Source organism: Salmonella sp. NW177, from assembly GCF_051811585.1.
GTDB lineage: Bacteria > Pseudomonadota > Gammaproteobacteria > Enterobacterales > Enterobacteriaceae > Salmonella > Salmonella enterica.
In genome coordinates, this window is the sequence record NZ_JAMMZV010000001.1 from 265,030 (window position 1) to 284,594 (window position 19,565).

Annotated in this window: 23 protein-coding genes and 1 riboswitch; of the genes, 21 read left to right on the forward strand and 2 right to left on the reverse strand. The window is 54.5% G+C overall.

What is annotated here, in order from left to right; all coding sequences use genetic code 11:
- Positions 1-5: 5 nt before the first annotated feature.
- Together pduB and pduA are read right to left on the reverse strand one after the other, a co-directional pair.
- Entirely contained in the window at positions 6-818 is an 813-nt protein-coding gene (pduB, locus tag NA986_RS01395) for a propanediol utilization microcompartment protein PduB (protein ID WP_000097497.1), read from the reverse strand.
- Positions 815-1,099, reverse strand: coding sequence for a propanediol utilization microcompartment protein PduA (gene pduA / locus NA986_RS01400; protein ID WP_024147162.1), 285 nt, complete (start codon positions 1,097-1,099; stop codon positions 815-817). The genes pduB and pduA overlap by 4 nt, the downstream gene beginning before the upstream one ends.
- Positions 1,100-1,623: 524 nt before the next feature.
- Here pduA and pduF point away from each other — a divergent pair.
- The 21 genes from pduF to cobS all read left to right on the forward strand — a co-directional run bounded on the left by pduF (position 1,624) and on the right by cobS (position 19,545).
- Entirely contained in the window at positions 1,624-2,418 is a 795-nt protein-coding gene (pduF, locus tag NA986_RS01405) for a propanediol diffusion facilitator PduF (protein ID WP_001000023.1), read from the forward strand.
- A 216-nt stretch (positions 2,419-2,634) separates the two neighbouring features.
- Positions 2,635-3,546 carry a transcriptional regulator PocR gene (gene pocR, locus NA986_RS01410; protein WP_000622326.1) on the forward strand — a complete coding sequence of 304 codons (912 nt, stop codon included), beginning with the start codon at positions 2,635-2,637 and terminating at the stop codon, positions 3,544-3,546.
- A 325-nt stretch (positions 3,547-3,871) separates the two neighbouring features.
- A riboswitch (cobalamin riboswitch) is annotated at positions 3,872-4,046 on the forward strand.
- 97 nt (positions 4,047-4,143) lie between these two features.
- The gene (locus tag NA986_RS01415; protein WP_023216055.1) at positions 4,144-5,523 is read left to right on the forward strand and encodes a cobyrinate a,c-diamide synthase; all 1,380 of its coding nucleotides are present in this window, start codon (positions 4,144-4,146) and stop codon (positions 5,521-5,523) included.
- Positions 5,520-6,479 carry an adenosylcobinamide-phosphate synthase CbiB gene (cbiB, locus tag NA986_RS01420; protein WP_020898950.1) on the forward strand — a complete coding sequence of 320 codons (960 nt, stop codon included), beginning with the start codon at positions 5,520-5,522 and terminating at the stop codon, positions 6,477-6,479. The genes NA986_RS01415 and cbiB overlap by 4 nt, the downstream gene beginning before the upstream one ends.
- 10 nt (positions 6,480-6,489) lie before the next feature.
- Positions 6,490-7,122, forward strand: coding sequence for a cobalt-precorrin-8 methylmutase (locus tag NA986_RS01425; RefSeq protein WP_000558993.1), 633 nt, complete (start codon positions 6,490-6,492; stop codon positions 7,120-7,122).
- Positions 7,122-8,261, forward strand: coding sequence for a cobalt-precorrin-5B (C(1))-methyltransferase CbiD (cbiD, locus tag NA986_RS01430; protein WP_023137992.1), 1,140 nt, complete (start codon positions 7,122-7,124; stop codon positions 8,259-8,261). Before NA986_RS01425 ends, cbiD begins: the two co-directional genes overlap by 1 nt.
- Entirely contained in the window at positions 8,255-8,860 is a 606-nt protein-coding gene (locus tag NA986_RS01435) for a cobalt-precorrin-7 (C(5))-methyltransferase (RefSeq protein ID WP_023216056.1), read from the forward strand. The genes cbiD and NA986_RS01435 overlap by 7 nt, the downstream gene beginning before the upstream one ends.
- Positions 8,850-9,428, forward strand: coding sequence for a decarboxylating cobalt-precorrin-6B (C(15))-methyltransferase (locus NA986_RS01440; RefSeq protein WP_023204216.1), 579 nt, complete (start codon positions 8,850-8,852; stop codon positions 9,426-9,428). Before NA986_RS01435 ends, NA986_RS01440 begins: the two co-directional genes overlap by 11 nt.
- Positions 9,412-10,185, forward strand: coding sequence for a cobalt-precorrin-4 methyltransferase (locus NA986_RS01445; protein ID WP_000004870.1), 774 nt, complete (start codon positions 9,412-9,414; stop codon positions 10,183-10,185). The genes NA986_RS01440 and NA986_RS01445 overlap by 17 nt, the downstream gene beginning before the upstream one ends.
- Positions 10,166-11,221 (forward strand): cobalt-precorrin 5A hydrolase, encoded by a 1,056-nt coding sequence (gene cbiG, locus NA986_RS01450; protein WP_001098919.1) that lies wholly within the window; start codon positions 10,166-10,168, stop codon positions 11,219-11,221. The genes NA986_RS01445 and cbiG overlap by 20 nt, the downstream gene beginning before the upstream one ends.
- Complete coding sequence (locus NA986_RS01455; protein ID WP_000953637.1) at positions 11,221-11,946, forward strand: precorrin-3B C(17)-methyltransferase; 726 nt, start codon at positions 11,221-11,223, stop codon at positions 11,944-11,946. The genes cbiG and NA986_RS01455 overlap by 1 nt, the downstream gene beginning before the upstream one ends.
- A complete protein-coding gene (locus NA986_RS01460; RefSeq protein WP_001001983.1) occupies positions 11,943-12,734 on the forward strand; it encodes a cobalt-precorrin-6A reductase in 792 nt (263 codons plus the stop codon). The genes NA986_RS01455 and NA986_RS01460 overlap by 4 nt, the downstream gene beginning before the upstream one ends.
- Before the next feature lie 2 nt (positions 12,735-12,736).
- Positions 12,737-13,531, forward strand: coding sequence for a sirohydrochlorin cobaltochelatase (gene cbiK, locus NA986_RS01465; RefSeq protein WP_000709783.1), 795 nt, complete (start codon positions 12,737-12,739; stop codon positions 13,529-13,531).
- Positions 13,528-14,241, forward strand: coding sequence for a cobalt-factor II C(20)-methyltransferase (locus NA986_RS01470; RefSeq protein WP_001013556.1), 714 nt, complete (start codon positions 13,528-13,530; stop codon positions 14,239-14,241). The genes cbiK and NA986_RS01470 overlap by 4 nt, the downstream gene beginning before the upstream one ends.
- Complete coding sequence (gene cbiM / locus NA986_RS01475; RefSeq protein ID WP_000764336.1) at positions 14,238-14,975, forward strand: cobalt ECF transporter S component CbiM; 738 nt, start codon at positions 14,238-14,240, stop codon at positions 14,973-14,975. Before NA986_RS01470 ends, cbiM begins: the two co-directional genes overlap by 4 nt.
- 1 nt (position 14,976) lies before the next feature.
- A complete protein-coding gene (locus NA986_RS01480; protein WP_000753212.1) occupies positions 14,977-15,258 on the forward strand; it encodes an energy-coupling factor ABC transporter substrate-binding protein in 282 nt (93 codons plus the stop codon).
- Complete coding sequence (locus tag NA986_RS01485) at positions 15,245-15,922, forward strand: energy-coupling factor ABC transporter transmembrane protein (protein ID WP_000147135.1); 678 nt, start codon at positions 15,245-15,247, stop codon at positions 15,920-15,922. The genes NA986_RS01480 and NA986_RS01485 overlap by 14 nt, the downstream gene beginning before the upstream one ends.
- Positions 15,923-15,930: 8 nt before the next feature.
- Positions 15,931-16,746, forward strand: coding sequence for an energy-coupling factor ABC transporter ATP-binding protein (locus tag NA986_RS01490; RefSeq protein ID WP_023216057.1), 816 nt, complete (start codon positions 15,931-15,933; stop codon positions 16,744-16,746).
- Complete coding sequence (locus NA986_RS01495; protein ID WP_023216058.1) at positions 16,743-18,263, forward strand: cobyric acid synthase; 1,521 nt, start codon at positions 16,743-16,745, stop codon at positions 18,261-18,263. The genes NA986_RS01490 and NA986_RS01495 overlap by 4 nt, the downstream gene beginning before the upstream one ends.
- A complete protein-coding gene (gene cobU, locus NA986_RS01500; protein ID WP_000973145.1) occupies positions 18,260-18,805 on the forward strand; it encodes a bifunctional adenosylcobinamide kinase/adenosylcobinamide-phosphate guanylyltransferase in 546 nt (181 codons plus the stop codon). Before NA986_RS01495 ends, cobU begins: the two co-directional genes overlap by 4 nt.
- Positions 18,802-19,545, forward strand: coding sequence for an adenosylcobinamide-GDP ribazoletransferase (gene cobS, locus NA986_RS01505; RefSeq protein WP_020898943.1), 744 nt, complete (start codon positions 18,802-18,804; stop codon positions 19,543-19,545). Before cobU ends, cobS begins: the two co-directional genes overlap by 4 nt.
- Positions 19,546-19,565 lie beyond the last annotated feature (20 nt).

Sequence of the window (19,565 nt, forward strand, 5' to 3'; positions counted from 1 at the left end):
GGGTATCAGATGTAGGACGGGCGATCGTTTTTCGGTTCAGAACCGAGGGTCGCAAGGACGGTTTTGCCGATTTCGCGGGCGGAGGTCACCGCCTGACGGACCGCGCCGGAGTCGCCGGAAATCACCAGAATAGCTTCGTTACTAAAGCTGGTGCCGTGCGCCGGAGAGCTGTACGCCACGACTTCAACGTTGGCTGACTTCAGCGCGGTATCGGCCATCAGTACGCCGACGGAAGCCGGAGCGCCGACGATAATGCCGCAGGCGCGGCCAATCGGCGCGCCGAACGCTTTTTCCAGCGCATAGCTGGCGCGAGCGGTGTACTGCAGCTCGATATGTCCGGCTTCGTTGCCGTAAACATCACCGAAGGTGCGGTCCAGCTCTTTCAGCGCGACTTCGATACCGCGCTTGACGTCGGACACGTCGTTACCGCCTAAAATAATCAGCGAACCGTGGCCCGCTCCGCCTTTGGTATCGCGCGGCAGCTCAATGCTGACCACTTCGGTATTGGTGGCTTTCACCGCTTCGTCCGCCGCCATAATGTGCGGGCCTGCGCCGGTGCGGGCGCCGAGAATGCCGATGGAACGATAGCGCTTCTCAAGCTTCATCGCGTCCAGCAGGGCGGTATCGACGTTGGCGATAACCAGGCCCAGGGTATCGCCAATGGCGGTCCCGACAAATTCCGTTAAACTGCAGCTTTTTTCTGCCATAGCCGTCTCTCGTATAGGTTGGGGTTGACCAGGGATGGCCTGTTGTTCCGGCGTTGCCACACGGGCAATCACCTGCGCCATGATCTGTTCCACCAGCTCATTGCTGCTCATTGGTTAATTCCCTTCGGTAAGATTTTTTCTACATCGGTGTGAGGGCGTGGGATGACGTGTACGGCTTTCACTTCACCCACGTTGCATGCGGCTGCGGCACCTGCATCGGTGGCCGCTTTGACCGCGCCAACATCGCCGCGCACGATGACGGTTACCAGCCCGGAGCCAATCTTTTCATAGCCCACTAACATCACATTGGCTGACTTAACCATTGCATCAGCGGCCTCTATGGCTGCGGTTAAGCCTTTGGTTTCTACCATTCCTAGTGCTTCTTGTTGCATAAAGACCTCGCATGGAGTGTTCCGATAGTGGGGACTATAAGAAGATGCGAGGAAAAAGAATGGCTGACTTGCTGTTGAACATCAGAAAATAATGGGAAAGCAATATGATTAAATTGCCTTTTATTTTTATAAATCATTGATAATTAAAATTTAATTTATTATTGTCTATATGATTATTTTGTTTTTATTATTTCATTTTTACATTTTTGTTAGTGACGAGAGTATTCTTGTTTGATATGGCGAAAGACGCAAAATGTGATGTTTATTCGAAATTGATAAGTTGGCTTGTGCAATATTTTATTATTTCAACAGGCGTATTTTATAGCTCAAATTTCCCGTGTGATGGGCTGATAAAAATATCGGAAAAGCAAAATTTTGCTATCGCAACACGATTTTTCCGGAAGGCAGGCCCGCAGGTTGCCAACAATTTACAGGCGGCACTTTTTATAGTGAGGTTAGCTGTACACTACCGCCAGCCGAAACTTGCGCTGGCCAGGACACGAACTTTGCTCAGAAGGTGTCACATGAATGATTCTCTAAAGGCGCAATGTGGTGCGGAATTTTTAGGCACCGGACTCTTTTTGTTTTTTGGTATCGGTTGTTTGAGCGCGCTCAAAGTCGCAGGCGCCAGCCTCGGATTATGGGAGATTTGCATTATTTGGGGGCTTGGAATTTCACTGGCCGTTTACCTTACGGCCGGGATCTCCGGCGGACATCTTAACCCTGCGGTGACGATTGCGCTGTGGCTCTTTGCCTGCTTTCCCAAACAGAAAGTATTGCCTTATATTATTGCCCAGTTTGCCGGCGCTTTTGGCGGCGCTCTGCTGGCATATGTGCTTTATAGTAGCCTTTTTACTGAATTTGAGACTGCGCATCATATGGTGCGCGGTAGCGTCGAAAGTTTGCAATTAGCCAGCATTTTCAGTACCTATCCGGCCGCAGCGCTAAATGTATGGCAGGCTGCGTTGGTGGAAGTGGTCATTACGTCGATTCTGATGGGCATGATCATGGCATTGACGGATGATGGCAATGGCATTCCTAAAGGGCCGCTTGCGCCTTTGCTTATTGGGATACTGGTTGCCGTTATCGGCGCGTCTACTGGACCCCTTACCGGTTTTGCAATGAACCCGGCGCGTGATTTCGGTCCCAAACTGTTCACATGGTTAGCGGGGTGGGGGAACATGGCGATGAGCGGTGGGCGAGAGATCCCTTATTTTATCGTGCCGATTGTCGCGCCTGTTATCGGCGCCTGTGCCGGAGCAGCGATATATCGCTATTTTATTGGTAAGAATTTACCTTGTAACCGCTGTGAACTGTAAGAAAATGCGAACCAGATTCACAGCAATGATGTATCGTAAAAACAGGTGAGATAATTTCGTGATCTGCTTTCACGAACTGATCAAAACGTCTCCCAGCAATGGGAGACTTTTGATATTGTCATTGTACTTTTTATCAGGGCCAGGATAATGCTAATAAAAAGTGAATGTAAATAATGTGTTTTGTTTATAACAATAAATTAACTGAGGGGTTTTATCATGATTTCTGCGAGCGCTCTGAACTCAGAACTCATTAATAAAATCGCACAGGATTTTGCACAAGCCACCGGTCTGGCGGTTGTGGTTGTCAATATTCATGGTGATGAAATATCTGAGCTATTCAATTTCACGCCGTTTTGTCAGTTGATGCGGCAGCATCCCCAGCATAGTACACGTTGTCGTATGAGCGATCGCTGCGGGGGACTGGAGGCATCGAAGTCCGATCAACCCTGTATTTATCGTTGTCATGCCGGTCTAACGGATTTTTCTATTCCGCTGGTAATCGCAGGGCATTTAGTTGGCTTTGTTTTATGCGGGCAGGTTCGTTTAAGTAATGACGTGGAGCTGGTAAACATTCTTAATGTCGACGATCGCTGGCAGGCTGACCCTGAGCTCTTGAATGAATTTCGGAATGTGCCAGAGATGGACTATTCACGCGTTATCGCTTCCGCCGATCTTCTTAAACTGATTGTTGAGAATTGCCTGAAAAAACAGCTCAATTTCGTGGTTATCAAAGACAATCCGCAGCAGTCGGAGGCAAATAAAACCACTCGTGGTCCCACTCCGCATGACAGTAAAATGAAAAAAGCGCTTCGCTATATTGATGCGCATTTGTCCGACGATCTTCGTCTTGAGGATGTCGCCTCACATGTCTATCTCAGCCCCTATTACTTCAGTAAACTATTCAAGAAATATCAGGGAATCGGATTTAATGCGTGGGTGAACCGCCAGAGAATGGTTAGCGCCAGAGAATTGCTTTGCCATAGTGACTGGAGTATTGCCAGTATTGCGCGTAATTTAGGCTTTTCGCAAACCAGCTATTTTTGCAAAGTCTTCCGCCAGACCTATCAGGTTACGCCGCAGGCTTATCGCCAGCAGATAAATGAGAATTCTCATCCTCCATCGTTATGAATAGCAATATTTTGCTATTGCCGATTTTTGATAGTCTTTTGTATCTTAATCATTTCAGAAAGAAAATTTATCTGGTGTAACAATAAATTGTCATAGCGCAACAAAATAATAAAATTTAGGGCATAAACTGCACCAGTTTTTATTTTTGTGATGAAGTACAGTGTCAGGAAAGATAAGTTTTATTACGCTTTGTCGATACGTTTTATCGTCAATATACCGGTAAGGATGAGTAGATTAACGTCAGATGAGCAACCGCTCAGGCTATTGCTCACAGAAATGTAAAACGTAGCACATTATTAATTGTCGTTATGGGTGTGCCGTACAGCCATAACGTAAACCAACAGGTTTGCCACATTTGTGGTAGGGAAGGGGGTGAAAATCCCCCGCAGCCCCCGCTGCTGTGATGCTGACGACCCCGTAAAGACCACTGATCGCAAGATTGGGAAGGACGGGCGAGGAGGACGCTAAGCCAGAAGACCTGCCTGTCGGTGATAACCAACAACTTCGGTGGGAAGTGGGTTGCGAAGACGCGTACAGTCGAAAGACTGAACATGCGCGTACCTGTATACCCCTACCACCCTGAACAGGATCAGGGTAATGGCGGCAAGGCATCACGCATTTATTCTTGCAGGCACAGGAAGCGGTTGCGGCAAAACCACGGTGACGCTTGGTTTGTTGAGGCTGCTGCAAAAACGCGCGCTGCGCGTACAGCCGTTTAAAGTTGGGCCAGATTACCTTGATACCGGCTGGCATACCGCTATCTGTGGCGTGGCGTCCCGTAATCTTGACAGTTTCATGCTTCCTCCTCCTGTTCTCAACGACTTATTTTGCGAACAAATGCGGCAGGCGGATATCGCTGTCATTGAAGGGGTCATGGGGCTGTATGACGGCTATGGCGTCGACCCCAATTACTGCAGCACAGCCGCGATGGCCAAACAGCTTGGTTGCCCGGTCATCCTACTGGTGGACGGCAAGGCTGTTTCAACGTCGCTTGCGGCTACCGTTATGGGATTTCAGCACTTCGACCCGACCCTCAACCTCGCGGGCGTGATTGTGAATCGCGTCACTAGCGACGCCCACTATCAGCTCCTCAAAAATGCCATTGAACATTATTGCTCACTGCCGGTACTGGGGTATGTCCCTCCTTGCGACGGCGTCGCATTACCTGAACGCCACCTGGGGTTGATTACCGCCAGAGAATCCCTCGTCAATCAGCAATCATGGCATGATTTTGCCGCCTCGCTGGAACAAACAGTGGATGTGGATGCGCTACTCTCGCTGAGCGTGTTATCAGCGCTTCCGACGGGAATGTGGCCTGAGCGCCCCGATAACACAGCGGGGGCAGGGCTGACGCTTGCTCTGGCGGATGATGAGGCCTTTAACTTTTATTACCCCGATAACATCGATTTGCTGGAGCGTGCCAGCGTTAACATTGTGCGTTTTAGCCCACTGCATGACCGCGCATTGCCTGATTGCCAGATGATCTGGCTGGGCGGTGGATATCCTGAATTATACGCCGCGGATCTGGCGGCAAATACGGCGATGTTAAAACATTTGCGGGCGGCGCATCAGCGCGGCGTGGCGATTTACGCGGAGTGTGGCGGTCTGATGTATCTGGGGAGCACTCTGGAGGATAGCGGTGGGGAAATTCATCAGATGGCGAATATTATCCCCGGTCACAGCAAAATGGGTAAGCGACTTACCCGCTTTGGCTACTGTGAGGCGCAGGCTATGCAGCCAACGCTATTGGCGGCGCCTGGCGAGATAGTGCGCGGCCATGAATTTCACTACTCAGATTTTATCCCCGAAACACCCGCCGTTATGGCCTGTCGTAAGGTTCGCGATGGCCGCGTGTTACAGGAATGGACTGGCGGCTGGCAGACAGGCAACACGTTTGCCAGCTATCTGCACGTCCATTTCGCCCAGCGTCCGGAAATGTTGCAGCACTGGCTGGCGGCGGCGAGGCGCGTATTATGACGATCCTTGCCTGGTGTATCGCCTGGGTGCTGGATTTTATCATCGGCGACCCTCAACACTGGCCCCATCCGGTACGCTGGATAGGTCGTTTAATCACGTTTGTGCAGCGTATTGTGCGTCGCTATTGTCCCGGCGATAAAGCGCTGCGGATTGGCGGCGGCGTAATGTGGGTTGTGGTTGTCGGGGCGACCTGGGGCGTGGCATGGGGCGTACTGGCAATGGCGCAGCGGATTCACCCCTGGTTTGGCTGGAGCGTCGAAGTCTGGATGATCTTTACCACGCTGGCCGGACGCTCTCTGGCCCGCGCCGCGCAGGAAGTTGAACGACCGTTGCGGGAGAACGACCTTGCGGAAAGCCGAATAAAACTCTCCTGGATCGTCGGGCGCGATACGTCGCAACTTCAGCCAGCGCAGATCAATCGCGCCGTGGTGGAAACGGTTGCAGAAAACACCGTTGACGGCATTATCGCGCCGCTCTTTTTCCTCTTTCTCGGCGGCGCGCCGCTGGCGATGGCCTACAAAGCCGTCAATACCCTGGATTCAATGGTGGGCTACAAACATGAAAAATACCGGGCGATTGGTATGGTCAGCGCCCGTATGGACGACGTAGCGAACTATCTTCCTGCCCGACTGAGCTGGCTGTTGCTGGGCATTGCGGCAGGACTGTGTCGCCTGAGTGGTTGGCGGGCGCTGCGTATTGGCTGGCGTGACCGTTATAACCACAGTAGCCCAAATTGCGCCTGGTCGGAAGCGTGTGTGGCCGGCGCCTTAGGAATCCAGCTCGGCGGCCCAAATAACTACTTTGGCGAGCGTGTGGACAAGCCCTGGATAGGCGACGCGCAGCGCGATATTTCCGTGGACGATATTTCCCGAACGATTCGATTGATGTGGGTCGCTTCAACCCTGGCGCTGGCGCTGTTTATTGCGGCGCGGTGCGGGTTATCTGGCGTGGCCTGAGGACGACAGTATGCATTATATCCAGCAGCCCCAAACCATTGAGGCCAACAGTTTCACCATTATTAGCGACATTATTCGCGAAACGCGTCCTGATTACCGTTTCGCCAGTCCGCTCCATGAGGCCATTATCAAGCGGGTTATTCATACCACCGCCGATTTCGACTGGCTGGACATTTTGTGGTTCTCTGCCGATGCGCTGGAGCAGCTTTGTGATGCGCTACGCCAACCGTGCATTATTTATACCGATACCACGATGGCGCTGTCCGGCATTAATAAAAGATTACTGGCGACGTTTGGCGGCGAGTGTCGCTGTTATATCAGCGATCCGCGCGTGGTGCGCGCCGCAAAAACGCAGGGGATTACCCGTTCAATGGCCGCCGTCGATATCGCTATCGCCGAGGAGGAGAAAAACAAACTCTTTGTTTTCGGTAATGCGCCGACGGCCCTGTTCCGTTTGCTTGAACATAACGTGACGGTGAGCGGCGTGGTGGGCGTACCGGTAGGCTTTGTCGGCGCGGCGGAGTCCAAAGAGGCGCTCACCCATAGCCATTTCCCCGCGGTTGCCGCGTTAGGGCGTAAAGGCGGCAGTAACGTGGCTGCCGCTATCGTCAATGCGCTGCTCTATCACCTCCGGGAGGCCTGATGAGCGAGCTTTCTTTTGACGCGCCGGTCTGGCACCACGGTAAAGCGTTACGTAAAGGATATACCACCGGTTCCTGCGCGACGGCGGCGGCAAAAGTCGCCGCGCTGATGGTATTGCGTCAACATCTGATTCATCAGGTCTCCATCGTCACGCCGTCGGGCGTCACGCTATGCCTGAACGTGGAGTCGCCGCACATTGAAGGCCAGCAGGCGATAGCCGCAATTCGTAAAGATGGCGGCGATGATGTGGATGCCACGCACGGAATGCTGATTTTTGCCCGCGTTACGCTCAACGACAGCGGTGAGATTACGCTCACTGGCGGCGAAGGTATTGGTACGGTAACGCGTAAAGGGATTGGACTACCGCTCGGGAGCGCCGCCATCAATCGTACGCCACGCCATACCATTGAGTCTGCGGTGCGCGAAGCGATAGGCCCGGCGCGTGGGGCTGATGTGGAGATTTTTGCCCCGGAAGGCGAAGTGCGGGCGCAAAAGACGTATAACTCGCGGCTTGGCATTCTTGGCGGCATTTCCATTATTGGCACTACCGGCATTGTGACGCCGATGTCGGAAGAAAGCTGGAAACGCTCGCTATCGCTGGAACTGGAGATCAAACGGGCGTCAGGATTAACGCGGGTGATACTCGTGCCGGGCAACCACGGCGAACGGTTTGTTCGCGAACAAATGGGCGTCGACACACAGGCGGTCGTCACCATGAGCAATTTTGTCGGCTACATGATTGAAGAGGCGGTACGGCTGGGATTTTGCCAGATAGTGCTGGTGGGGCATCCTGGAAAACTGATCAAAATCGCCGCCGGGATCTTTCATACCCATAGCCATATTGCCGATGCGCGCATGGAAACGCTGGTCGCGCATTTAGCTTTACTGGGCGCGCCGCTGGAGTTACTCACCCTGGTCAGCGATTGCGATACCACCGAAGCGGCAATGGAGCACATTGAAGCATATGGCTTCGGGCATATCTATAACCATCTTGCCAGGCGTATTTGTTTGCGAGTCATGCAGATGCTGCGTTTTACCAAAACGCCGCCTGTCTGCGACGCCATCCTGTTTTCTTTTGATAACCATATTCTCGGCAGTAATCGTCCCGTCGACGAGATTGCTAAGGAGCTGCAATGCTGACGGTCGTGGGAATGGGGCCCGCTGGACGGCATTTGATGACGCCTGCGGCGCTGGAAGCGATAGACCACGCCGATGCGCTGGCAGGCGGTAAACGGCATTTGGCGCAGTTTCCGGCGTTTGGCGGCGAACGATTTACGCTGGGCGCGGATATTGGCGCGTTGTTGTCATGGATTGCCGCCCGTCGGGATAAAGGGATCGTGGTGCTGGCCTCCGGCGATCCGCTGTTTTATGGCATCGGTACACGCCTGGTGGCGTATTTTGGTATCGAACAGGTTCGCATTATCCCTGGCATCAGCGCCGTACAGTATCTGTGCGCACAGGCTGGAATTGATATGAATGACATGTGGTTGACCAGTAGCCACGGTCGTTGCGTCAGCTTCGAGCAGTTGGCGAACCATTGCAAAGTGGCGATGGTCACGGATGCCCGCTGCGGGCCGCGGGAAATCGCGCGGGAGCTGGTCGCGCGCGGTAAAGGGCATCGCTTGATGGTGATTGGTGAAAATCTGGCGATGGAAAATGAGCGGATCCACTGGCTACCCGTCAGTGCGGTCAACGCCGACTATGAAATGAATGCAGTGGTGATCCTGGATGAAAGATGAGCTTTTTCTGCGCGGCGAGAACGTGCCAATGACCAAAGAGGCGGTACGGGCGCTGGTGCTGTCGAAACTTGAGCTCCACCGCGCCAGTCACCTGATTGACGTCGGGGCGGGAACGGGAAGCGTCTCAATTGAAGCGGCGCTGCAGTTTCCTTCGTTGCAGGTGACGGCTATCGAGCGTAATCCTGCCGCGCTACGGCTGCTTGATGAGAATCGTCAGCGCTTTGCCTGCGGCAATATCGATATTCTCCCCGGCGAAGCGCCAATGACCATAACCGGGAAAGCCGATGCGGTGTTTATGGGCGGCAGCGGCGGGCATCTGACGGCGCTGATTGACTGGGCGATGGGCCATCTGCATCCCGGTGGCCGTCTGGTGATGACCTTTATCTTGCAGGAAAACCTTCATAGCGCGCTAGCGCATCTTGCCCACATCGGCGCATGTCGAATGGACTGTGTACAGCTTCAGCTTTCATCGTTAACGCCGCTGGGGGCGGGGCACTATTTCAAACCGAACAATCCTGTTTTTGTTATCGCCTGTCAGAAGGAAGAAAACCATGTCAGAGACATTTGATCCACGCTGTGTATGGTTCGTCGGCGCCGGGCCGGGCGATCGCGAGCTGATCACGCTTAAAGGCTACCGCCTGCTGCAACAGGCGCAGGTAGTTATCTATGCCGGTTCGCTGATCAATACCGAACTGCTGGATTACTGCCCCGCGCAGGCAGAACGCTACGATAGCGCCGAACTGCATCTTGAGCAGATTATCGAGCTGATGGCGGCGGGCGTGAAAGCGGGAAAAACGGTGGTGCGGTTGCAAACGGGCGATGTCTCGCTGTACGGCTCCGTACGTGAGCAAGGCGAAGAGTTAACCCGCCGTGGTATCGACTGGCAGGTAGTGCCTGGCGTCAGCGCGTTTCTCGGCGCTGCGGCGGAGCTGGGTGTGGAATATACCGTACCGGAGGTATCGCAGAGTCTCATTATTACCCGTCTGGAAGGGCGTACGCCAGTACCGGCGCGCGAACAACTGGAGGCGTTCGCCAGTCACCAGACGTCGATGGCGATTTATCTCTCCGTTCAGCGTATTCATCGGGTGGCGGAACGTCTCATTGCCGGCGGTTATCCGGCAACTACGCCTGTCGCGGTCATCTATAAGGCTACCTGGCCGGAAAGTCAGACCGTTCGCGGCACGTTAGCGGATATTAGCGACAAAGTACGTGATGCTGGCATCCGTAAGACGGCGCTAATCCTGGTCGGGAATTTTCTGGGTAAGGAGTATCACTACTCAAGACTTTATGCAGCGGACTTTAGCCATGAATACCGTAAAGCCTGAATCCATTGCGTTGTTTTGCCTGACGCCCGGCGGCGTGGCGCTGGCAAAGAGACTCGCCGCGATGCTGCCGTTAACCTGCTTTACCAGTGAAAAACTGCGGGAAGAGGGATTTATTCCCTTCGATGGCGGATTCGCTAATACCGCCCGGCAGGCTTTTACCACTTATACCGCGCTTATTTTTATCGGCGCGACCGGCATTGCCGTTCGTGTCCTGGCGCCGTTAGTGAACGACAAGTTCAGCGATCCGGCGGTGGTCGTCATTGATGAACGTGGTCAGCATGTCATTAGCCTGCTTTCCGGTCATGCGGGCGGGGCCAATGCCTTGACGCGCTACCTGGCAGGAATGTTAGGCGCCGATCCGGTGATTACCACGGCAACGGATGTCAATGAGATGTCCGCGTTGGACACCTTAGCTTTCCAGCTTAACGCCCGCATGACCGATCTTCGAACGGCGGTAAAAACCGTTAACCAGATGTTGGTCAGTCATCAACGTGTGGGGTTATGGTGGGATGCCGAACTAACGGAAGAGATCGGCCAGTGCGATATTCGCGGTTTTATCCCTGTTGATGATTTGCAGCGGTTGCCTGAACTGGATGCGCTTATCTGCGTCTCTTTGCGTAATGACCTCCCTGAGCTTCCCGTACTGCACTGGAAACTGGTGCCCCAGCGTGTGGTGGCGGGAATTGGCTGTCGCCGCGATACGCCATTTCCCCTGTTAGCGACATTACTGGCGCGTCAGCTTGAAGCGCAGAAACTCGATCCGCTGGCGTTAAAAGCGATTGGCAGCGTCACGCTCAAAAAAGGGGAGCCGGGGCTTATTCAGCTCGCCTCCTGCTGCCGCGTGCCTTTTAAAACCTTTACCGCCGAAGCGTTGCGCGAATTCGAACACCATTTTCCCGGTTCTGGCTTCGTCAGAAAAACGGTGGGCGTTGGCAGCGTATCCGGCCCGGCTGCGTGGTTATTAAGCCAGGGACAATTGTTAGGCGAAACCCTGCGCGAACAGGGCGTCACTATTACTTTAGGAGTTGCACACTGATGTTGAGCGTAATTGGTATTGGCCCCGGTTCGCAGGCAATGATGACGATGGAGGCGATTGAGGCGCTTCAGGCGGCGGAAATCGTCGTGGGCTACAAAACCTATACCCATCTGGTTAAAGCATTCACCGGCGACAAACAGGTGATCAAGACCGGCATGTGTAAGGAAATTGAACGCTGCCAGGCGGCTATTGAACTGGCGCAGGCCGGGCATAACGTAGCGCTCATCAGCAGTGGCGACGCCGGTATTTACGGCATGGCGGGACTGGTGCTGGAACTGGTCGGCAAGCAGAAACTGGACGTCGAGGTGCGGCTCATTCCTGGCATGACCGCCAGCATCGCCGCCGCCTCTTTACTGGGCGCGCCGCTGATGCATGACTTCTGCCATATCAGCCTCAGCGACCTGCTGACCCCGTGGCCGGTGATTGAAAAACGCATCGTTGCCGCCGGAGAGGCAGACTTTGTTATCTGTTTTTACAACCCGCGCAGCCGCGGGCGCGAAGGGCATCTGGCGCGTGCGTTTGACCTGCTTGCCGCCAGTAAAAGTGCGCAAACGCCGGTTGGCGTGGTGAAATCCGCCGGACGTAAGAAAGAGGAAAAATGGCTGACTACGCTCGGCGATATGGATTTTGAACCGGTAGATATGACCAGTCTGGTCATCGTTGGTAATAAAACGACCTATGTTCAGGATGGGCTGATGATAACGCCGCGAGGTTACACGCTGTGAATGAGGGGGAAGTGCTGGTGGTGGGCGGCACCAGCGATGCGCGCGCGTTATGCCGACAACTGGATGCGGCGAACGTCGCGTACACCTTATCCGTGGCGACGCCAGCCGGAAAAGCGCTGGCTGGCGACATTAAAGGACAGGTGCGCTGTGGTCGTCTGGAGTACGGGCAGATGGTCGCCTGGCTAAAAGAAAACCGTACTCGCTGGGTAATAGATGCATCGCATCCTTATGCAGAAATGGTCAGCCATAACCTCCTTCGCGCCTGTGAAACGGCAGGCGTGTTGTTAAGTCGTTATCAGCGTCCGGAGCAGCTTAGCAATCTGACGCATCCGCTTCTCTATACGGCGCGCAGTATTGCCGATGCCTGCGAGATAGCGAGGCGTTTTGGTCCGCGCGTGTTACTGACGACCGGCAGTAAAGATCTGGCCGTCTGGCGTGCCGGGCTGGCGGAAAAAACGTTGCTGGCGCGCGTACTGCCCGTGGCGGAGGTGATTCAACGCTGCAGCGAACTGGGGTTCGGCGTTGGAGAAATTTTCGCACTGTGTGGGCCGTTCAGCGCTGATTTTAACGCCGCGTTTTACCACCAGTGCCGGGCCGACGTAGTCATTACCAAAGCGTCCGGCGCGGAGGGGGGATATCAGGAAAAAGTTCAGCCCTGTCTGGATGCGGGCATTCCCTGCATCGTTATTGCGCGCCCGACGCCGCTTGTGACGGGTGATGAGTTACTGGAAAGCCAGGCCGCCTTTGCGCAGCGTTTATCGCGCTGGCTGGCCGCAGCTAAGGAGTAAAAATGAAAAAAGCGCTTCTGGTGGTCAGTTTTGGCACCAGCTATCACGACACCTGTGAAAAAAACATTGTGGCGTGCGAACGTGATCTGGCGGCGTCCTGTCCCGATCGCGACCTGTTTCGCGCCTTCACTTCCGGAATGATCATTCGCAAGCTTCGCCAGCGTGACGGTATCGACATCGATACGCCATTACAGGCTTTGCAAAAGCTTGCCGCACAGGGATATCAGGACGTGGCGATTCAGTCGTTGCACATTATTAACGGCGACGAATATGAAAAAATTGTCCGTGAGGTACAACTCTTGCGTCCGTTATTCACTCGCCTGACGCTGGGCGTGCCGCTGCTGAGCAGCCATAACGATTATGTGCAGCTAATGCAGGCGTTGCGACAACAGATGCCATCGCTCAGACAAACGGAGAAAGTCGTTTTTATGGGCCACGGCGCCAGCCATCACGCATTCGCTGCTTATGCCTGTCTCGATCATATGATGACCGCGCAGCGCTTTCCGGCGCGCGTCGGCGCCGTAGAAAGCTACCCGGAGGTCGACATCCTGATCGACAGCCTGCGTGACGAAGGCGTCACCGGCGTACATTTGATGCCATTAATGCTGGTGGCGGGCGATCACGCCATTAATGATATGGCTTCAGACGACGGCGACTCATGGAAAATGCGCTTTAACGCGGCGGGCATTCCGGCGACGCCGTGGCTGAGAGGGCTGGGAGAAAACCCGGCTATCCGGGCGATGTTTGTCGCGCATTTGCACCAGGCGCTGAACATGGCGGTAGAGGAGGCGGCATGAACGGTAAATTATACGCATTAAGCACCGGGCCAGGCGCGCCCGACCTGATAACCGTCCGCGCAGCGCGGATTCTTGGCTCGCTGGACATTCTGTATGCGCCCGCCGGTCGTAAGGGAGGCGATAGTCTGGCGCTGTCGATTGTGCGCGACTATCTCGGCGAGCAGACGGAAGTACGTTGTTGCCATTTCCCTATGAGCGCTGACGGCGCCGAGAAAGAAGCGGTCTGGAACGAGGTTGCCGCCGCGCTTACCGCAGAGGTGAAAGCGGGTAAACAGGTCGGTTTTATTACCCTGGGCGATGCGATGCTATTCAGTACCTGGATTTTTTTACTCCAGCGTATCGGCTGCCCGGAGTGGCTGGAGATTGTCCCCGGCGTCACGTCCTTCGCCGCGATAGCCGCCCGCGCGAAAATGCCGCTCGCCATAGAACAGCAATCGCTGGCGGTTATTTCTTGTACCGCGCCGGAAGCGGAAATAGCCCAGGCGCTACAACAGCATGATAGCCTGGTGCTGATGAAAGTGTATGGCCGGTTCGCCCGTATTAAAGCGTTGCTGGCGCAGACTGGCCTGCTGGAATGCGCCTTAATGATGTCCGAGGCCACGCTGCCCGGCGAGCAGTGCTGGCGCCATCTCCACGAGGTCAACGATGATCGACCGTTGCCCTATTTTTCGACCATTCTGGTCAATAAACAGTGGGAGTATGCAGAATGAAACTTGAACAGCAGCTTCGACAGTTGTCTTTCAGTGGACTGGCTGCAGCGCTATTGCTGATGGTTGTCCCGCAACAGGCGTTTGCGATGCATATCATGGAGGGCTTTTTACCGCCAGTGTGGGCGCTGGCCTGGTGGTTACTGTTTTTACCCTGCTTGTGGTATGGGCTGGTGCGCTTACGGCGTATTGTGCAGGAGGATAATCATCAGAAGGTACTGCTGGCGCTGTGCGGCGCGTTTATTTTTGTCCTGTCCGCGCTCAAAATTCCGTCGGTAACGGGGAGTTGTTCACATCCGACCGGCGTTGGTCTGGCGGTTATCTTGTTCGGGCCCGGGGTGGTGGCGATTCTCGGCGCGGTTGTGCTGTTGTTTCAGGCGCTATTGCTGGCGCACGGCGGCCTGACGACGCTTGGCGCAAATGGAATGTCGATGGCGGTGATTGGCCCGGTTGTCGGTTATCTGGTGTGGAAAATGGCCTGCCGTGCCGGACTGCGCCGTGATGTCGCCGTTTTTCTGTGCGCGATGCTGGCGGATTTGGCGACCTATTTTGTGACTTCAGTCCAGCTTGGCGTTGCGTTTCCCGATCCCCATGCCGGAGCGACAGGGTCTGTTGTGAAGTTTATGGGGATTTTCTGCCTCACACAGATTCCTGTCGCCATTGCCGAGGGTTTATTAACCGTCATGATTTATGACCAGTTAACCAAACGGCAAGTGATTACCGTACAAGGACATTAAAATGAAAAAAACGTTGATGTTGTTAGCGATGGTGGTGGCGCTGGTGATTCTGCCGTTTTTTATTAACCATGGCGGTGAATATGGCGGTTCAGACGGCGAAGCGGAAAGCCAGATTCAGGCTATTGCGCCGCAGTATAAACCCTGGTTTCAGCCGTTATATGAACCTGCCAGCGGTGAAATTGAAAGCCTGCTGTTTACCCTTCAGGGCTCTCTTGGCGCGGCGGTGATTTTTTATATCCTGGGGTATTGCAAAGGTAAACAACGCCGTGATGACCGGGCTTGATCGACTCAGCTATCAAAGCCGCTGGGCACACGTTGCGCCGCAGCGCAAGTTTTTGCTGTGGCTGGCGATGATGATACTGGCGTTTGTTCTGCCGCCTGTAGGGCAGGGCATTGAGCTGCTGATCATTGCCGGATTGAGCTGTTGGCTATTGCGCATATCCCTCTGGCGCTGGTGTCGATGGATGGCGATACCTTTTGGATTTTTGTTGGTCGGCGTGATAACGATTATCTTCAGCATCAGCCGCGAGCCGCAAATGCTGCTGGCTGGCATCTCTGTCGGGCCGTACTGGATCGGGATTACCCGTGCGGGCGTGGTTACGGCGAATGAAACGTTCTGGCGTAGCCTGACGGCGCTGTCCGCGACGTTGTGGCTGGTGATGAACCTACCGTTTCCGCAGTTAATTAGCTTGCTTAAGCGCGCGCATATTCCACGCCTGCTTACCGAGCAAATCCTGTTAACGTGGCGCTTTCTCTTTATTCTTCTGGATGAGGCGGCGGCAATTCGTCGCGCGCAAACGCTGCGTTTTGGTTATTGCAGCCTGCCGAACGGCTATCGATCTCTGGCAATGCTGACTGGACTCCTGTTTACGCGGGTGTTAATGCGTTATCAGCAAATGACCACCACGCTGGATATCAAACTGTATCAGGGTGATTTTCACCTGTAAGGACTATTATGCTTGCCACTTCAGACCTGTGGTTTCGTTATCAGGATGAGCCGGTACTTAAAGGGTTAAATCTGGATTTTTCGCTTTCGCCTGTTACCGGTTTGGTGGGTGCGAACGGCTGTGGGAAGTCTACGCTTTTTATGAACCTGAGCGGCCTGTTGCGTCCGCAAAAAGGGGCCGTGTTGTGGCAGGGAAAACCGCTGGATTACAGCAAGCGCGGACTACTGGCGCTGCGCCAGCAAGTTGCGACGGTTTTTCAGGACCCTGAACAGCAGATTTTTTATACTGATATCGATAGCGACATTGCGTTTAGTTTACGTAATTTGGGGGTGCCGGAGGCGGAAATCACGCGCCGCGTCGACGAGGCGCTAACGCTGGTTGACGCCCAACATTTTCGCCATCAGCCCATTCAGTGTTTGAGTCATGGGCAAAAAAAACGTGTGGCTATCGCCGGAGCGCTGGTGCTACAGGCGCGCTATCTATTGCTGGATGAACCCACTGCTGGTCTCGATCCCGCAGGGCGCACTCAGATGCTTGCTATCATCAGGCGGATTGTGGCGCAGGGAAATCATGTCATTATCTCCAGCCATGATATCGATCTTATTTATGAAATTAGCGATGCCGTATACGTGTTACGCCAGGGCCAGATCCTGACGCATGGCGCGCCTGGCGAGGTTTTCGCGTGTACGGAAGCGATGGAACAAGCGGGGCTAACCCAGCCCTGGCTGGTCAAACTTCATACTCAACTGGGACTGCCGCTGTGTAAAACAGAAACGGAGTTTTTTCATCGAATGCGAAAGTGCGCATTCAGGGAGGCGTCATGACGCAGGCAGTTATGTTGCAGGGGACGGCATCCGACGTCGGCAAAAGTGTGCTGGCGGCGGGTTTATGCCGCATTTTTTATCAGGATGGTCTGCGTACCGCGCCGTTTAAATCACAAAATATGGCGCTTAATTCTGGTATTACGCCGGATGGTAAAGAGATGGGGCGGGCGCAGATTTTTCAGGCGGAAGCCGCGGGGATCACGCCAGATGTGCGTATGAATCCGGTGCTGCTCAAACCGACCAGCGATCGCCAGGCGCAGATCGTGCTGATGGGGAAAGTGGCGACCAATATGGATGCGGTGAGTTACCATGACTATAAACCGCGTTTGCGTGAGCAAATCCTTGCGGTCTATAACAGCCTGGCGCAGGAATATGACGTTATTGTGCTGGAAGGCGCCGGAAGCCCGGCGGAAATCAATCTGCGCGATCGCGATATCGTCAATATGGGAATGGCGGAAATGGCCCAGTGTCCGGTTATTCTGGTGGCGGATATCGACCGGGGCGGCGTATTCGCCGCTATTTATGGCACGCTGGCGCTGCTGCATAAACAGGAGCGTGACAGAGTAAAGGGCGTCATTATCAACAAATTCCGCGGCGACGTGGCGCTACTCTATTCCGGTATCGAACAAATCGAATCGCTTACCGGCGTCCCGGTTCTGGGGGTGATGCCGTGGCTGGATGTGGATCTGGAAGATGAAGATGGCGTCGCGCTGCAAAACGATAAATATCGCGGTAACGCCCCCCGTGATATCACTATTGCCATTGTGCAACTGCCACATATTTCTAACTTTACGGATTTTAACGCTCTGGCGGCGCAGCCGGATGTGCGCATACGCTATATTCGCCGCCCGGAAGCGTTGACTGACGTTGATCTGGTGATCCTGCCGGGCAGTAAGAATACGCTGAGCGACCTCGCCTGGCTGCGCGAAAGCGGGATGGCGGATGCGGTATTGCAGACACATCGGCAGGGCGTGCCGGTGATGGGAATTTGCGGCGGCTACCAGATGCTGGGCGACACCATTGTGGATGAGGTGGAGTCGGGGCTGGGTACGCAGCCGGGCCTGGGGCTGCTTAATACGATCACTCGCTTTGCACAGGATAAAACCACGACGCAGGTTAACGCGACAATGTCAGGCGAGCTGCCCGGCTGGCTGGCTGCCGCGGCGGGGCTGCCGGTACGCGGTTATGAAATTCACATGGGGGAAACGGTGCTACAGGAAGGATGCTGTACGGCCATGACGTTACAGAAAAATGGATGCTCTGTGGCGGATGGCGCGGTCACCGCCGACGGACTGGCGTTTGGCACTTACCTTCATGGCCTGTTTGACAGCGATGCGTTTACCCGTGCGGTGGTCAATGGGTTACGGGCGCGAAAAGGACTTACGCCGTGGGAAACGACTTTTTGTTATGCGGAGCATAAAGCGCGGCAATTTGATCTGCTGGCGGAAACGATGCGGCAACATATTGATATTGATAAAATTTATACCATCATGCAACAACATCAGGAGCCGGTATGATGATTCTGGTGACGGGCGGGGCGCGTAGTGGTAAAAGCCGTCATGCTGAAGCCTTAATTGGCGATGCGCCGCAGGTACTGTATATCGCCACCTCGCAGATTCTTGATGACGAGATGGCGGCGAGAATTCAGCATCATAAAGATGGCAGGCCGGCACACTGGCGGACCGCAGAATGCTGGCGGCATCTTGATACGTTGATTACCGCGGATCTTGCCCCTGACGACGCGATTTTGCTGGAATGTATTACCACCATGGTGACGAATCTGCTGTTTGCGCTGGGAGGCGAAAACGATCCCGAACAATGGGATTATGCAGCGATGGAGCGCGCCATTGACGATGAAATTCAGATTTTAATTGCAGCCTGCCAGCGCTGCCCGGCGAAAGTGGTACTGGTGACAAATGAGGTGGGAATGGGGATCGTCCCGGAAAACCGTCTGGCGCGCCATTTTCGTGATATTGCCGGTCGGGTCAACCAACGACTGGCGGCAGCGGCGGATGAGGTCTGGCTGGTAGTCTCAGGTATTGGAGTCAAAATTAAATGAGTAAGCTGTTTTGGGCCATGCTCGCTTTTATTAGCCGCTTGCCCGTGCCGTCACGCTGGTCGCAGGGACTGGATTTCGAGCAGTATTCGCGTGGGATCGTGATGTTTCCCTTTATCGGGTTGATTCTGGGGGGGGTAAGCGGCCTGATTTTCATCCTCCTGCAACCCTGGTGCGGTATTCCGCTAGCGGCGTTGTTCTGTATTCTGGCGCTGGCGCTGCTGACCGGTGGTTTTCACCTGGATGGGCTGGCCGATACCTGCGATGGCATTTTTTCCGCGCGCCGCCGTGAGCGAATGCTGGAGATTATGCGCGATAGTCGTCTGGGAACCCATGGCGGGTTGGCGCTTATTTTTGTGCTACTGGCAAAAATTCTGGTGGTCAGCGAACTGGCGTTACGTGGAACGCCAATGTTGGCGGCGTTGGCGGCGGCCTGTGCGACCGGACGCGGCAGCGCCGTTTTATTGATGTACCGTCATCGCTACGCCCGTGAAGAGGGGCTTGGCAATGTATTTATCGGTAAAGTCAGCGGACGGCAAACCAGCATTACTCTGGGATTGGCGGTAATCGTCGCCACGGTATTACTGCCTGGTATGCAAGGACTGGCCGCAATGGTGGTCACACTCGCGGCGATTTTCATCCTTGGCCAGTTGCTTAAACGTACGCTTGGCGGTCAAACCGGCGATACGCTGGGCGCGGCGATCGAACTTGGCGAACTGATCTTTCTGCTGGCTCTGTTATGAGCCGATTATTACGGACGAGA